At 55.6% G+C, this 14483-nt stretch carries 12 protein-coding genes, 1 tRNA gene and 1 pseudogene; 9 read left to right on the forward strand and 5 right to left on the reverse strand.

All coding sequences use genetic code 11. The annotated features are described in order from the left end of the window. Nucleotides 1-51 precede the first annotated feature (51 nt). The 7 genes from KQP88_RS19265 (at nt 52) to KQP88_RS19295 (ending at nt 8939) form a co-directional block, all read left to right on the forward strand. Nucleotides 52-3381, forward strand: a complete 3330-nt coding sequence (locus KQP88_RS19265) for a dermonecrotic toxin domain-containing protein (protein ID WP_253950504.1) — start codon at nt 52-54, stop codon at nt 3379-3381. Between the two features lie 102 nt (nt 3382-3483). Beyond that, entirely contained in the window at nt 3484-4965 is a 1482-nt protein-coding gene (locus KQP88_RS19270) for a sensor domain-containing diguanylate cyclase (protein ID WP_200992825.1), read from the forward strand. Beyond that, nucleotides 4962-5192 (forward strand): cysteine-rich CWC family protein, encoded by a 231-nt coding sequence (locus KQP88_RS19275; protein WP_216703919.1) that lies wholly within the window; start codon nt 4962-4964, stop codon nt 5190-5192. The genes KQP88_RS19270 and KQP88_RS19275 overlap by 4 nt, the downstream gene beginning before the upstream one ends. Before the next feature lie 41 nt (nt 5193-5233). Next, nucleotides 5234-5926, forward strand: a complete 693-nt coding sequence (locus tag KQP88_RS19280) for a pseudouridine synthase (RefSeq protein WP_216703920.1) — start codon at nt 5234-5236, stop codon at nt 5924-5926. Nucleotides 5927-6232: 306 nt separating this feature from the next. Further along, on the forward strand, nt 6233-7114 hold the full coding sequence (locus KQP88_RS19285) for an alpha/beta fold hydrolase (RefSeq protein ID WP_200992828.1): 882 nt from the start codon (nt 6233-6235) through the stop codon (nt 7112-7114). A 158-nt stretch (nt 7115-7272) separates the two neighbouring features. After that, a tRNA-Gly gene (locus tag KQP88_RS19290) sits at nt 7273-7346 on the forward strand. A gap of 237 nt (nt 7347-7583) precedes the next feature. Beyond that, nucleotides 7584-8939, forward strand: coding sequence for a Fic family protein (locus KQP88_RS19295; RefSeq protein WP_216703921.1), 1356 nt, complete (start codon nt 7584-7586; stop codon nt 8937-8939). A 404-nt stretch (nt 8940-9343) separates the two neighbouring features. Here KQP88_RS19295 and KQP88_RS19300 read toward each other — a convergent pair whose 3' ends face one another. Beyond that, nucleotides 9344-9604 (reverse strand): DUF6429 family protein, encoded by a 261-nt coding sequence (locus KQP88_RS19300; protein WP_200992830.1) that lies wholly within the window; start codon nt 9602-9604, stop codon nt 9344-9346. 330 nt (nt 9605-9934) lie between these two features. After that, nucleotides 9935-11290: an aminotransferase-like domain-containing protein gene (locus KQP88_RS19305; protein ID WP_216703922.1), complete on the reverse strand. Its 1356-nt coding sequence runs from the start codon at nt 11288-11290 to the stop codon at nt 9935-9937. Between the two features lie 5 nt (nt 11291-11295). Here KQP88_RS19305 and KQP88_RS19310 point away from each other — a divergent pair, with 5 nt between their 5' ends. After that, a complete protein-coding gene (locus KQP88_RS19310; protein ID WP_216703923.1) occupies nt 11296-12270 on the forward strand; it encodes a DMT family transporter in 975 nt (324 codons plus the stop codon). Nucleotides 12271-12338: 68 nt separating this feature from the next. Here KQP88_RS19310 and KQP88_RS19315 read toward each other — a convergent pair whose 3' ends face one another. The 3 genes and pseudogenes from KQP88_RS19315 to KQP88_RS25400 form a co-directional block, all read right to left on the reverse strand. Next, the gene (locus KQP88_RS19315) at nt 12339-12893 is read right to left on the reverse strand and encodes a DsbA family protein (protein WP_200992832.1); all 555 of its coding nucleotides are present in this window, start codon (nt 12891-12893) and stop codon (nt 12339-12341) included. Between the two features lie 22 nt (nt 12894-12915). Continuing rightward, nucleotides 12916-13050, reverse strand: a pseudogene (locus KQP88_RS19320) (SDR family oxidoreductase); the annotation flags it as partial. A 65-nt stretch (nt 13051-13115) separates the two neighbouring features. Continuing rightward, the gene (locus tag KQP88_RS25400) at nt 13116-13241 is read right to left on the reverse strand and encodes a hypothetical protein (protein WP_260406056.1); all 126 of its coding nucleotides are present in this window, start codon (nt 13239-13241) and stop codon (nt 13116-13118) included. 178 nt (nt 13242-13419) lie between these two features. On the opposite strand from KQP88_RS25400, the gene KQP88_RS19325 reads away from it, so the two are divergent. After that, nucleotides 13420-14481, forward strand: coding sequence for an SDR family oxidoreductase (locus KQP88_RS19325; protein ID WP_216703924.1), 1062 nt, complete (start codon nt 13420-13422; stop codon nt 14479-14481). Nucleotides 14482-14483: the final 2 nt, after the last annotated feature.

The following is a 14483-nucleotide window of genomic DNA, read 5'->3' on the forward strand; positions in this document are numbered from 1 at the left end:
TCGACAGTGACATAGTGAGCGACCACTCATTTCGCCAACTATGTCACTGTCATGGATGATCTCTGGAAATCCCTCTCTATTGCGTCCGATCTGGAGCTCCCCGACTTCAACCTGCTGCCGGGACCTGATTCGGAACGAAAAGACAGCCTCAACGGCTCGGGAGCGTTTTCCCTTGCCCCGCAGCAGTACTCGACCGACGAAAAACCACTGCCGGCCCCCATCGATCCAGCATCATCCTCGACCGAGCCGGACAAGCAAGACCTGCAACGACTGAAAAGACTCAGGAAAAGTCCGGGGTTCAAGCTGATCAGCGACTCCGTTCTGCTGTTGAAAACTCTGCAGCTGGACATGGACTGCCCGTCTCCACAACGGGTGTACATCCACCAACAGCTTGAAAAGCTGCTGCTGCAAAAGACCGGCAAGAAACTGGCCCCCGACAAACTGCACATCACCTTCACGACCGAAAGCCAGCCCTCGGTCGATGAGCGTGGGCGCGAGCGTTACAGCGCCCGATTGTCACTGATCGAACTGTCTCTGATCTGTGGCGATGTACAACGTCTGGCAGACCTGTTGAGCTGCACGATAACCGATGAACCGGTGGATCCGGATACCCCCTCTCTGGGCTCAAAGGCATTATTTGGCTTGATCATCGAGGCCCCGTGGATCAATGACTATGCCAGCAAGGTCAACAGCTTCTGGAGCAAGCATGAGGCGACTTACCGAAGCCTGGCGCGACTGTCCTTTCTCGATGGTCTCGCACAAAAACTCGCCAGGAAAAAAATCAGCCGCAACGGTTATTACCTGACGCTGGACGCACTGGGGTTCAAAGACTTTCCCGCCGACAGCCAGTCACTGGAGCAGCCCACTCGTGGAGACAGCTCGCAGGTTCACATGCTGTCCATCAACGGCCAACTGGTGCCCGGCATCTTTCAGGTCAGGTCGTTGAATACCTCGCATTGCTTCATTCATCTGCTGGGTCATGGAGCGGCCACCAGCGAATACATCAGCGACGATCCACGTCAGATGACCCAGAAGCTGCTCGATACCCTCAATGCTTCGGCGCAGCACCGACTCTGGCTGAACCAGTACATCCCCGCCGAGAGCACCGCGCTCGTGATCGAGCCGGTAGTGATTCAGGAGGATGTGTTCAGCCGCCTGACCGTCGCGCAGAAAACACTCGCACTCGATCTGCTGGAAAACGTGGAGGAGGCTCACGGTATCGATCTGCTCAAACCCATTGCCCGCGGGCTGACCCTAGCAGGGGCGGTAGACCTGTGGCAGACCCAGGCACCGATCCTCGGGCAAATCCCCGCACCGCTGAAAACCTCGGCACAGCTCATGGGTGAAGTCATCCGCAACCTGCATGGCGTGGCGTTGAACCCGGATCATGTATTCATTGCCTACCGCCACGGGCACTCGACAACACCGCTGGGCAGTTTCATGCGCCCCATGGTGCATGTGAACGTGCCCGATGAAAAACCTGTCAGCCTCAGTGAAGCCCTGATAAGCAATTATCGGGTGCAATACCCTGCCGGCTATATCGACCATGGCGGACGTACGGTGGTTTATCTGGACCCGACCGGCAAAGGTGACTGGTCAGCCGACAAGGAGCTTGCGATCAGCGCGCTGGCCATCGAAGAAAAGATCAAGTCCATCGACTTTCTGTTCCTGATGTCACGACGCCTCGATGAGTTCTGGGAGCAACAGGCAGACCAGATCGAGCAGACGTTTCAGGCCATGTTCATCAGTCAGGCAATCATCTGCCTCAAACAAGGCAACTTGCTGCGCAGCGGCTTCGACAGCATTGTGAGGTCATTGACGGACCCCGCCCTGCAATGGCTCACCCTGGGTTTTGAGGTACAGAGTTCCTTCGTGGAAGGTATCGAACACCAGTATTGCGCTGGCCTGCTGGTACTTGAGGAGCCCCATAAACCGCAAAAGGTGCTTTATCAGGCAGGACTGACCAAGGCGTTCATGGAGTTCAGGAACGATGAGGCCCTTCAGGAATACCTCCAGCAAGCCACCCGGGACGAGAAATGGCGTATGGCCGTGCTGAGTTACGTACCGGGACGCAATCAGGGGCGCCTGGACTATCTGTTCAGGTTATGGGGCGGCGTCCAGGCGCAAGACCCGCCCGTCTCGATACTGCGCCCCTGGACAGACGTGATCTACAACCCCGATGTGCGCAAGGCGCTGAATCACTCGCTGCATCGATACCTGCTGCCAGGCTCGCCGTTTGCCTTCATGCGCCAGACGTTGAAACAGAACACGCTGGAAGAGGCCCGGCAGCAGATCGTGACCTCGACCCAGATTTCGCTGCGCTACTGGACTCAGCGTCTGAGTCACCTGCAATGGGTACTGGCACCCATGTCTTTTCTGCTGACACCCGCCTTCATTGCCGTACTGGCCCTCGATATCGGCATTACGTCACTCAATGCCATAGCAGCCAGTCAGCCTGGCAGTGGTCGTGAGGAGAAGAAACAGGCCATCCTGTCAGCCCTGTCATTGGGATTGTTCACTCTGGCCCCTTATACACCCGGGCTGCTGGGGGCTCTCAAGAAGGTCGTCAGCCCTGCAAAAAGCATCGTCCGCGCACAGCGTGCCGCCGCATCGCGACCTTTCAATCTGGCCTCCCTCTTCGGCCGCTCGATGCAGCCGCGGCAGACGCGCCTGGAAAAATTCTTTCACACCGAAAGCAGGCTCAAGGTCTGGACCGTGCCAGGCCATCCCGTCTACGGCAACCTGCCCATTCATGCCTGGAAACTGGGGCGCAAGTTTCTGCTCTGGACGTCCAGCAAAGGACAGGCCCGTACGCTGGTGGTCAGCACCCACGGCCATCATCTGCCCTGGAGTTCAACAGTCAAAATCCCCAACGGCACCGAAATACACACCTATGCCCCCCACGGTTATCTGCTTGCCGACCCGAAACTGCACCGCGTCGTCAGCAAAAAAGTCAGCCCGTTTGCCATATCCAATACACAGGGCAATACCCTGGCGATACCACCGTCCTCATTACCCTCTCTGGTCGTGACCGACAAACTGATGGCAGGCACCTCGATTCGCGGCAGATTGAAAAACTACACATTATCCAAGTTCCAGACTGCAACCGATGAAAGCTATCAGGACATTGCCAATATTGTGCGCAATTCAAATGTCTCGCCATTCAAAGGCCAACTCCCTTCCACCCCCATGGATATATTGACGGTGCGTAACCGTTTTGCAATGTCTTCCCCCACACTGGATGATCTGTTCACGGCATTATCGACACAGGGCATTCATTACGACCGGATTCTTTTGGTGCACTGCCGATGTTCCGCGATTGAAGCCACTCTGCGCAGAAGCCCGGCCTACCTGGCCCCGTCACTTATAAACAACCCATGACTGAAAGTGGCCAGAGACTTGCTTTATATATCCTGTTATTAATGAATCCCTGATTCATCTAATATGCAAATTCTCAAGGATATTCAAGAAAGCGGATTTTTCATGCCCCATCAGTCTGCAATTACCTCTCACCGTTCATTATTGATGACCTTGGTTTTTTTGCTGGGAAGCGGTTTTCTGGCAACCACACTGTTGAGTTATTACGTATCACGAGAATCCATTCGCGACGGCATTATCAACACTGAGTTGCCATTGACGTCGGATACGGTCTATTCAGAAATCCAGAAAGATCTGATACGGCCCGTTCTCATCTCTTCGATGATGTCGCGCGACACCTTCATGCGCGACTGGGTGGTCGAAGGCGAACGCAATCCCGCGCAGATGACCCGCTATCTCAAGGAGGTCATGGATCATTACGGTGCGTACACGTCCTTCTTCATATCCGATGCCACTCATACCTATTACCAGGCCAAAGGCATCCTGAAAAAAGTCAGTGCCCTCGAGCCACGCGATGCCTGGTATTTCCGGGTGCGGGATATGAACGTGCCTTACGAAATCAGCTTTGACCCCGACATGGCCAACAAAGACAACCTGACCTTCTTCATCAATTACAAAGTCTTCGATTACAACAACCGGTTCATCGGGGTAGCCGGGGTTGGTCTTACGGTTGATGCCGTCACCCGGCTCATCGACCGTTATCGACAGCGCTATGAGCGCAACATCTACTTTGTCGACACGTTCGGGCGCATCGTGCTGACCGGAGCCGGGGGCGGACCGCAAGGCGCAACCATCGGGCAACGACTGCAAGAACTGCCCAGCATGAAGGACCTGCAGGACAAACTCCCCAAACCTCACAGTGGAACCTTTGAATACAACAACCATGGCGAAGAGCACTTTCTCAATGTGCGCTTCATTCCTGAACTCGAGTGGTACCTGATCGTCGACAAACAGGAAGACACCGCCCTGAGCGATGTCCGCCATTCGCTGTACCTGAACCTGTTCATCTGCCTGATCGTAACGCTGGTGATTGTGCTGCTCCTGCATCGAATCATCATCAGCTACCAGCGCAAGCTTGAAGCCCAGGCCACCCTCGACAGCCTGACCGGCCTGCCCACGCGCCGGGGCTTCAACCTGCTGGCCGTCAATACCCTCAAGGATACCCAGCGCGAAGCCATCCCCTTGACCGCATTGCTGCTGGACCTGGATCGCTTCAAGCGACTCAATGACACGCACGGTCATCTGGCGGGCGATGAAGTGCTGGCCGGTTTTGCCAATGACCTGAAAAGCTGCCTGCGCCAGTCAGACATCATTTGCCGCTGGGGCGGCGAAGAGTTCATCATTCTGCTCAAGGGCAGCGACACCCAGGGTGCCCAACGCATTGCCGAGAAAATCCGCGAACTGGCCGAGCAGCATGTGTATGTCTTTTCCGGCATGCCGTTGCAGATTACAGTCAGTGTCGGGCTGGCCGAACTGCAAAGCGATGATAACCTGCAAAGCCTGATCGCCCGTGCCGACCTGGCGCTCTATCGCGCCAAGCTCAACGGCCGCAATCAAGTCTGTATCGAGAAGCCGGTCCCAGCATGAACACAACAGCGACAAAACCAGACTCCAGCCTGTGCCCGGTATGCGGCCTGGGCAACACCTGCACACTGGCCGACCCGCGCACGGTCGATCAGGCATGCTGGTGCTTTTCCCAAAGCATCGACCCGGCCGTGCTCGAAGCCCTGCCCGTCGAACTGCGCAATCAGGCCTGCCTGTGCCCGAACTGCGCAGGCGTTGCAGACAGCCTGCAGGCCAAACCGCTGCGATAGGCGTACCATGCGCGCTCCTTGCCCATCGCACTTTCCTCGTCATGCGTCTTGATCGCTTCCTCAGCAACCTGCCCCGCTTCAATCGCCAGCACGTACGCCTGGCGCTGGCCAGCGGGCGAGTCAAAGTCGACGGCCAGGTGACTGGCGACCCGCATCATGAAGTGCGGGAGTTCAGCCGTGTGGAGTTCGACAACGAGTTATTGCAGGTCGGCAAGGCAGCGCGTTATTTCATGCTGCACAAGCCGCGTGGTTATGTGAGTGCAACCGTCGATGCACAACATCCCACCGTGCTCGACTTGCTGGATGAGCCTGACAAACATGAACTGCATATCGCCGGTCGACTGGATTTCAATACCACCGGCCTGATGCTCATTACCAATGATGGGCAATGGTCACGCCGACTGACACAGCCGCAAACCAAAGTACCCAAGGTGTATTACGTCGAAACAGAACAGCTGATCGACGAACGGTACATAGCAAAATTCGCCGAGGGTTTTTACTTTGCCTACGAGAACATCACCACCCAACCTGCCACGCTGACGCTACTCGGACCTCGCTGTGCGAGGCTCAGTATCGTGGAAGGCCGTTACCATCAGGTAAAACGGATGTTCGGTCATTTCGACAATAAAGTATTGATTCTGCATCGAGAAAGCATGGGGCCTCTGGCCCTGTCCCCCGAGCTAGAGCCCGGCAGCTATCAGGCCCTGAGCCACGAACAAATTCAGTCGATCTGAAAAAGTCACGACCATTCGGCGGAACGATCACATCAATTACGAACGGCACTTGCGGGTTCCCGGATCGCCTGCTTGAATCCAATCGTCAGTCCACATGTGACTGCCAAGTCAGCAACGCATTCTAAGAAACCTTTTGCCGTACCGAGCCCCCGGGCTCACGACAAATAGCCCGCCAATAACAATACCTGTCGAACAGATCGTTAGGATCGACATGGGCCTTCAAGGCTAATGCCTACCTGTCAAAAAACGTGCATTTTTTAATTTGCGCTAGCGCATACGCATATCTGTAAGTCAGGAGACATACATATGAGGCCAGAAATCGCCGTGCTTGATATACAAGGACAGTTTCGGGTTTACACGGAGTTCTACCGCGCCGATGCCGCGGAAAAAACCATCGTCATGGTGAACGGCTCACTGGCCACCACTGCTTCATTTGCCCAGACAGTTCGCAACCTTTATCCACAATTCAACGTGGTGCTTTACGATCAACCCTATGCCGGGAAATCCAAGCCACACAACCGGCATGACAAGCCTCTGACCCGGGAAATGGAAGGTCATATCCTGCTGGAGCTGATCGACCACTTCAACGCCGAACACGTCATGTCGTTTTCATGGGGCGGAGCCGCTGCCATGGTTGCCTTGTCGCACCGGCCAAAACGCATCGAGAGCGCCGTCATCAGTTCGTTCTCGCCGATCCTCAACGAACACATGCGCGACTACCTGAACCGCGGCGTGAAACACCTGGGCGACCACAACCGTTATGAAGTGGGCCACCTGATCAACAACACCATCGGCAAACATTTGCCATCGCTGTTCAAACGCTTCAACTACCGGCATGTCAGCAGTCTGGACCTGCACGAATACGACCAGATGCACTATCACATCAGCCAGGTGCTGGAGATTGATCCGAGCAACTACCTGACTGCTGCGAAAAACATCAACGTACCCGTGCTGTTCATGAACGGAGCCTGGGACGAATACACCGCAGCGGATGACGCGGTGCTCTTCGCCAAGTATGTGCAGAACTGCAGCTTCAGCACCATCGAAGCCGCCGGGCACTTCCTGGACATGGAACACAAAGCCGCTTGCCGCGACTCCAAAAAGGCACTGACGAGTTTCCTGCAACCCGCCGTAGAACCCGCTCGCCACGCCTACAGCCAGACTCAGCATCATGCCTTCGCCTTCTGAGGCCGGCGCTCGACAGAGCCGGGGAACCATTCGTCAATGCAGGGAAAGCAGCAAATGGCGAATGGTAATCCTGGAAGAAGTACAGCCACAAAGCGCGGCTGGATGAAATTAGCGCTTTAACTCGCACCGGGCATCTGGTACAAAGTCAGCCGCTCAGAGCGGGTATAGTTTAGTGGCAAAACGAAAGCTTCCCAAGCTTTAGTTGAGGGTTCGATTCCCTCTACCCGCTCCAGTTTTCTTCAGTGTTTCCGGGCTTTTTCGCCTACTTTCCCTTCCTGACTTCGCGTTTTTGCCTTTAGGGCATCATCATTCGTGCATCTCGTACTTTTCCGGTAGACACACATTCCTCGCCTCTTATTCGTCGTGCTCGAAGAAGACTCCGCAGAACGCCTGATTTCATTTTCCTCATAAATTGAAATCCTCAAAACCGGCGGGTATGCTCATTTCAAATCCAAGGAATTTTGAAATCATGATCAAGCTCCCGCCAAAGGTGAACCTCGATCCTTTCAAAGAGATCATCGAGCACCATCAGCAGCATCTGGCGGCCTATATCGAGATGAATCAGGCTTTGGACGCCAAAGGGCGTTACCTTCACTACGACAAATTACGCTTCAGGATTCCTGCCGGGCTTGACCATGGGCTGGCCTGGTCGGTTGTGAAACTGGCGAGAAGCAGGCAACTGACTCCGTTACTGAAACTCGGCGAGCCTGCGCACGTATGTAACTGCCTCTATACACCTGCGATGCACCTCGCTGTGTCGGCGTGCGACCAGCACACGACGACGGCTGCGCTTGAGTGGATGTGCTCAAAAATCGGGGAAAGCAAACACCTGCAATATTTGCTTAAAGACCTGATTGAAGACGAAGCGATCAGTAGCAGCCAGCTGGAAGGTGCGGCGACGACCACCAAGGCCGCAAAAGAGTTGCTCAAGCGCAAACGCGCGCCCAGAACACCCGATGAGAAGATGATCATCGGTAATTTCAGGATGATGAATCATGCCTGGGAATATAGAGACAAAGCGCTCTCGTTAGACCTGATCACGGGTCTGCATCAAGTGGGCGTCGAAGGAATAGACGATGACCGGTATCACCCGGGAGAATTTCGCCACGATAACGACGTTGTTGTTGAAGACGGAAATGGCGATGTCGTCCACCAACCGCCTCCCGCAGAAACGCTTGAGAAACGTTTGAATCTGGTTATCGACTGGGTCAACACGAATCACACAGACATCAATAGCAAAAACTATATTCACCCTTTGATCAAAGCCATCGTCATTCACTTCATCGTAGGCTTTGAACACCCCTTCCATGATGGCAATGGCAGGGTCGCGAGATCACTCTTCTACTGGTACTTGTTCAAAAGCGGCTTTGGCGGATTTCGCTATATCGCGATAAGCACGCTTCTGAAGGCGGCGCCTATCCAGTACGGGCAAAGCTACCTGTACACAGAAACCGACCACATGGATTTAACTTATTTCATTGACTATCAATGCCGGGTTATTGCGCGAGCCATCAGCGAATTCAAAAGCTCGTACGACTCGACGGTGGAGTCCATTAACCAATTCAATACATTCCTCTACGAGTCGGGCCTGTACGGCAAGCTTTCAGACAAGCAAAGAGTTGTATTCAACGTTGCTAAATCAGGCAGCAACCAGGAGTTCACCGTGACAAACGTCAAAGAAAACCTGGGATGCGCCTACAACACCGCCGCCACGGTTCTGAATGGGCTGGTAGAACTCAAGCTCTTCACAAAGCGCAAACAAGGTAACGAGTGGACATACGCCATGAACGACGCCAGGAAAATATTGAAAAGCTGGAAGGCTTAGGCGCGTGGCTACGTGGTAATGCCGACCAGTTAGGGCATACCTGTCACTTGTGGGAGGGGCCTTGGCCGCGACGACCAGCTTGAAGGCAACACATTTTTCAGCGCACTTCACACCGGCTGTCGCGGCCAAGGCCCCTCTCATCAAACAAGATGGAACATGCGGCATTGAGCGCGCTTGCCCTGGGCGGCACTCCGACGACCGGCTGCGTAGCAGTCGTAGATTTTGCGAGCGCTTCGCACTCGGTCGCGGGCAAGCGCGCTCCTACACCTGTTTGCTGCGCGACAGCGCGGCGCCGGGGCAGCGGGCGAACTCCCACGGATTGTGACCAAGAAGCCACCTGCTTTTTGAAATCAGCCTCTTAACTGATCGGCATTATTCCTGCGTGACGTCCTGTTTGATGAGGGTCACGTTTCAGGATTGGAGTCATGCCCGGCTTCAGCACTCCCACCGAATAACCGGTCAGCTATCTGCCGGCCTCGCTCCAGACCTTCCTCCGTCAACCAGATCGATTTATTCCTGTTCACCGGATCACTGATGAAACCGTGCTCATGCAATCGATTCATGACCTCGAAATCGAACCCTTTCCAGGCATTACCTCGGTCAAAACTGAACGTTGCCAAGAGGGCAAGCACGGCGTCTTCAATCAGTTTGTCGTCGTATTTCATGATCGTTGCTCCGCTCGTATTCGATAGTAACGTCGAGTTTGTGGTGGCACACAACCCTGCCGATTAGTATCTGAATAGAGTGCCAGGCACAAGGCACAAACGAACCGTTACAGGCCCCGGAGCCTGTCAAACGTTGCTTGATTCAGGATTACTTTTTCCGGACGCCACGCATATCACTGACGAACTTGTCGAGCTCTGGTGTGAAATTCACATTTATTGCACGCCACTCCTTCTTGCCGTTGTACATTTGGACTTTCATCCCCACGGGCTTTTGGGCGTAGTTCAGTAGATAGTCATGCTGCGCTTTCACACGGGTCTACGTAAGCCAATTCATTCGCGATCTGCACACATTCGCCACGAATAGAGGCCGACCACCCACCGGACACGCTTGAGGGCAACCTCCAACGACTTCATGTCGGCCGATCCAAGTGCCAGCCGAATCGCATGCGGGACATGGGCCGACGTGGAAAACGGTTCAGCCGTAGAAACGGATATCTGCTCTTGCATCAGCGCCATGGTGATCTGGTCGGCGCGAGCGTCTTCGGTCAGTGGCAACCACAGGAAATAAGAGGACGGGTGGCTTACGTAGCGAACGCCTTCGAGCACCGCTGCCGCGAGCGCTTGTCTCGACTGGGCATCCTGGCGTTTTTCCACTTCCAGCCTGGCAACGGTACCGTCATCCAGCCACGCCGTAACGATGGCAGTCAGAACACCTGGGGTGTTCCAGGTGGTGGCGCGAATTGTCCGCTCCAGGTTTGGAATCAGCTGCGGCGGCGCTGCTACGAAACCGACACGCAGCCCCGTCGCTACGCTTTTTGAAAACCCCGAGACATACACCGTTCGCTCAGGAGCCAGCATTGCCAACGGGGGTGGCGCGGCCTCAACCAGATAGGCATAGGCCGCATCCTCAATAATTGTCAGGTCATGCTTTCTGGCAATGGCAGCAAGGCGCTCCCGCTCGCTCAACGGCATGACCCATCCAAGGGGGTTATGCAGCGTCGGCATGGTGTAAATCGCACGAACAGGTCGACGTTTGCACAGACGCTCCAGGGCGCTGAGGTCGAGGCCGTTTTCTGATGAAGGAACAGCCACAATCTCCAGGTGCAAGGCCTCGGCAAGAACCTTGAATCCCGGATAGGTCAATGCATCGGCAGCAATGACATCGCCTGGCCGTAGTAACGCCATCAACGTCACTGCCAGACCATGCTGAGCACCATTCACCAACAGGACTTGAGGCGGCTCAACAACAAGGCCTCGCTCCAGAAGGTGGCGTGCCACGCTGGCGCGCTCGTGAAGCCTGCCCCCGTGAGGTTGATAACGCAGGAGAGACTCGAGGTCTCCAGAGAGAGCCAGTTGCCTCAGCGCGGTACGCAACAACTCGGCCTGCTCCGGTAGCGAGGGATAATTGAAATTCAGATCAATCATCCCTGCGGCGACATTCTGTTGATCGATGCCATGACTCAGCGGCAGGGATGTCTCGCGCACAAAGGTACCGCGCCCGACTTCACCACTCACGAGCCCCATTTGCTCAAGCTCAGCGTAGATCCTGCTGGCCGTCACCAACGCAACGCTCTCTCTCTTTGAAAGCTCGCGATGAGTCGGTAGACGGGTGCCAGGGGAGAGTTTTCCGGCACGGATGTCAGTAGCCAGGGCATCAACGACTGCTTTATAGCGAGAGCGAGGCATGGCGAATGTATCCATTACAATTTTTTGATTGTATTGCCAAACAGATCGTACGCTTTTCTCATTCGCACAGCGAGGTACGGGCCGTGAGCCACACACCTGATCTATCCGGTCAACTCAGCGACAAAAGCACCCGTGGATGGATCAATGGGCTCATTGGGGTGTTGATCTTCAGTGGCTCGCTGCCAGCCACCCGAGTCGCGGTCATGGAGTTCGATCCGGTGTTCCTCACTGTTGCCCGCGCGACCATCGCCGGTCTGCTGGGGTTGGCGCTCCTCCTGCTGTTCAAGGAGAAGCGTCCTTCACGTAGCCAGATTATTCCGTTGGCCGTGGTAGCGCTGGGCGTTGTTGTGGGCTTTCCGCTGCTGACGGCGATGGCCTTGCAGTACGTAACGTCAGCCCACTCGATTGTGTTCCTTGGGCTGTTGCCACTCGCCACAGCGGCCTTTGGCGTTTTGCGTGGTGGTGAGCACCCCCGCCTGGCCTTTTGGGTCTTCTCAACCTTGGGCAGTTTGTTTGTCGTCGGGTTTGCACTCTCTCAGGGCCTGACAGCCTCGCCTGAAGGAGACATTCTGATGCTACTGTCGATCGTGGCGTGCGGGCTCGGTTATGCAGAAGGAGCCAAACTGTCGAAAGTTCTTGGCGGCTGGCAGGTGATTTCCTGGGCTCTGGTTTTATCTCTTCCCGTAATGGCAGCATTGACGCTGTACAAGATGCCAGCAAGCTTCAAAGACATCTCGGCACCGGCATGGATCAGCCTCGCTTACGTCTCTCTGTTCAGCATGCTGATCGGCTTCGTTTTCTGGTATCGCGGCCTGGCTCAGGGTGGCATTGCAGCCGTTGGGCAACTGCAACTGCTCCAGCCCTTTTTCGGCCTCGCGTTAGCTGCGACGCTACTGCACGAAAGCGTGAGCCCTGGAATGCTTGGCGTGACTGTCGCCGTGATTCTGTGTGTGGCGGGAGCGAAGAAGTTCTCCAGGTAACTCTTTAAGTAAGAATGCTTTGATACCGATAACAGGTAAGGGGCCGACGAACACACCTTCAAAATCCCTCAGCGCGAAGAGCCAAGACCGATCTGTTCGCACCACTCAGCGACGCTGCTACCGCTGCTCATACCTGGCATCACCAATCCGTCCACCATGAAAGTCGGCGATACGTGGATGCCGTTCTGCCTGGAATACTTGGCCTGCCATTTTATGTCGTGCTCAAGCTCGGGCTGGGCGAAGGCTTCAGCCAACTCCAGGCCGCTGTAACCTTCAATCCTTCGAATGATGTCATTCGGCGTCGAATCAAGGTTGGGGCCGCCCGCATGATTCTCGAACTCGAACTCTTCACGGTGCTCACCGACGCAACGCATGACCGCCTTGGCATTCTCCTTTCCTCCGGGCAGCCTTGCAGCAGCCAGGATGCACCGCACGATGACTGCCGAGAACATGTGCCACGTCTGCGAATGCAGCCGGATGATGACTGTGAGTTTATCCTCCCCGGCCATGTTCAAGAGGTGATCGAGCTTCTGAAAGGCTTTGACCGAGAACGGGCAAGTAGGCTCAAGGAAAACTTCAATAATGCGGGGGCCATGCCCCCAGGAGAGTAAATTTGGCTGCATTGTTAACTCCGAATGTTGAGTTTCAGAACTGGACACCTGCGGTCAGACCACCGTCCACCAGAAGTGTCGTGCCCGTGATGAAGCTCGCGGCGGGACTTGCTAGAAACACGACTGCCGCAGCAACTTCTTCCGGGGTGGCCATTCGACCCAATGGGATTAGCCGCTAAAGCTTCGGCGAAACCCTGGGGATCATGGCGCTCAATATCCCCCAGACACACCCACTCAGCATGCCCCAGGCGGAATGCCGTCTTTGTTGAAGTCCTTCAGCCGCTCCCTTTCCTTCTCGGTCGAATGCGCGGGCGTGTCGTTCTCGGGTTTTTCCTGTTGTTTCTGCTTATCGTCACTCATGGTCTGACCTCCTTCGGCCATCAGTCCAGACAGGTTTTACGCTGGTTATTCAAAAGAGCACGGCAAGTGGCTGACAGTTCCTTCCGATTGACCCATTGCAGAGAAACCGCCGAGGTATCGGCTTTGAACTTTTCCGGAACGATGGGTTTCAGACACCTGAATTCCTGGAGAGAATCTTATGACCCAGACAGCATTGGTCGTCGGTGCCAGCGGCATCGTCGGTAGCGAAACCACTCGACTCCTGATTGAAAACGGCTGGCAGGTTGCGGCGCTTTCGCGCAATCCATCACCTGCGAAAGGCGTGATCCCGATCGCCGCTGACCTTCAGGACCCCGCATCGCTGCGCTCGGCGCTGGCAGACCTGAAACCTACTCATGTATTCATCACGACCTGGTCACGGCAAGCGACCGAAGCCGAGAACATTCGGGTCAATGCCGCCATGGTCCGCAATGTGCTGGATGCCGTTCGCCCGGCCGCAAGCGTGAAACACGTGGCGCTGGTCACGGGTTTGAAGCATTACCTCGGCCCTTTCGAGGCCTATGGCAAAGGCAGCCTTCCGCAGACGCCGTTCCGTGAGGATCAGGGTCGTCTGGACGTAGAGAATTTCTACTACGCGCAGGAGGATGAAGTGTTCGCTGCCGCCGAAAAGGACGGTTTCACCTGGAGCGTGCATCGGCCGCACACGGTCACAGGCGTCGCCGTAGGCAACGCCATGAACATGGCGACGACCCTCGCCGTCTACGCCACCATCAGCAAACATACGGGACGCCCGTTCGTGTTCCCCGGCTCACGGGTGCAGTGGGACAGTCTCACTGACATGACCGACGCCCGGCAACTTGCCCGGCAGCAGCTCTGGGCCGCCACGACACCGGCGGCTGCCAATCAGGCGTTCAATATCACCAACGGCGATGTCTTTCGCTGGAAATGGATGTGGGGCCAGATCGCCAACTACTTCGGTCTGCAGCCGGCCGACTTTCCATCAGCGCCCTCTCCACTCGAAACGCAGATGGCCAACGACCAGAGCGCCTGGAGTCAGATCGTTGCAGAACATGGTCTGCGCGAAGCCGACATCAGCCGCCTGATATCCCCATGGCACACCGATGCAGACCTCGGACGTCCCATTGAAGTGGTCACCGACATGTCGAAAAGCCGGACATTGGGGTTCAGCGCCTACAAGGCCAGTGACCAGGCTTTTTTCGATGTCTTCGACAAGTTGCGCGCTGAGCGCTTGATACCCTGACT

The organism is Pseudomonas lijiangensis, assembly GCF_018968705.1.
GTDB classification, from domain to species: Bacteria; Pseudomonadota; Gammaproteobacteria; order Pseudomonadales; family Pseudomonadaceae; genus Aquipseudomonas; species Aquipseudomonas lijiangensis.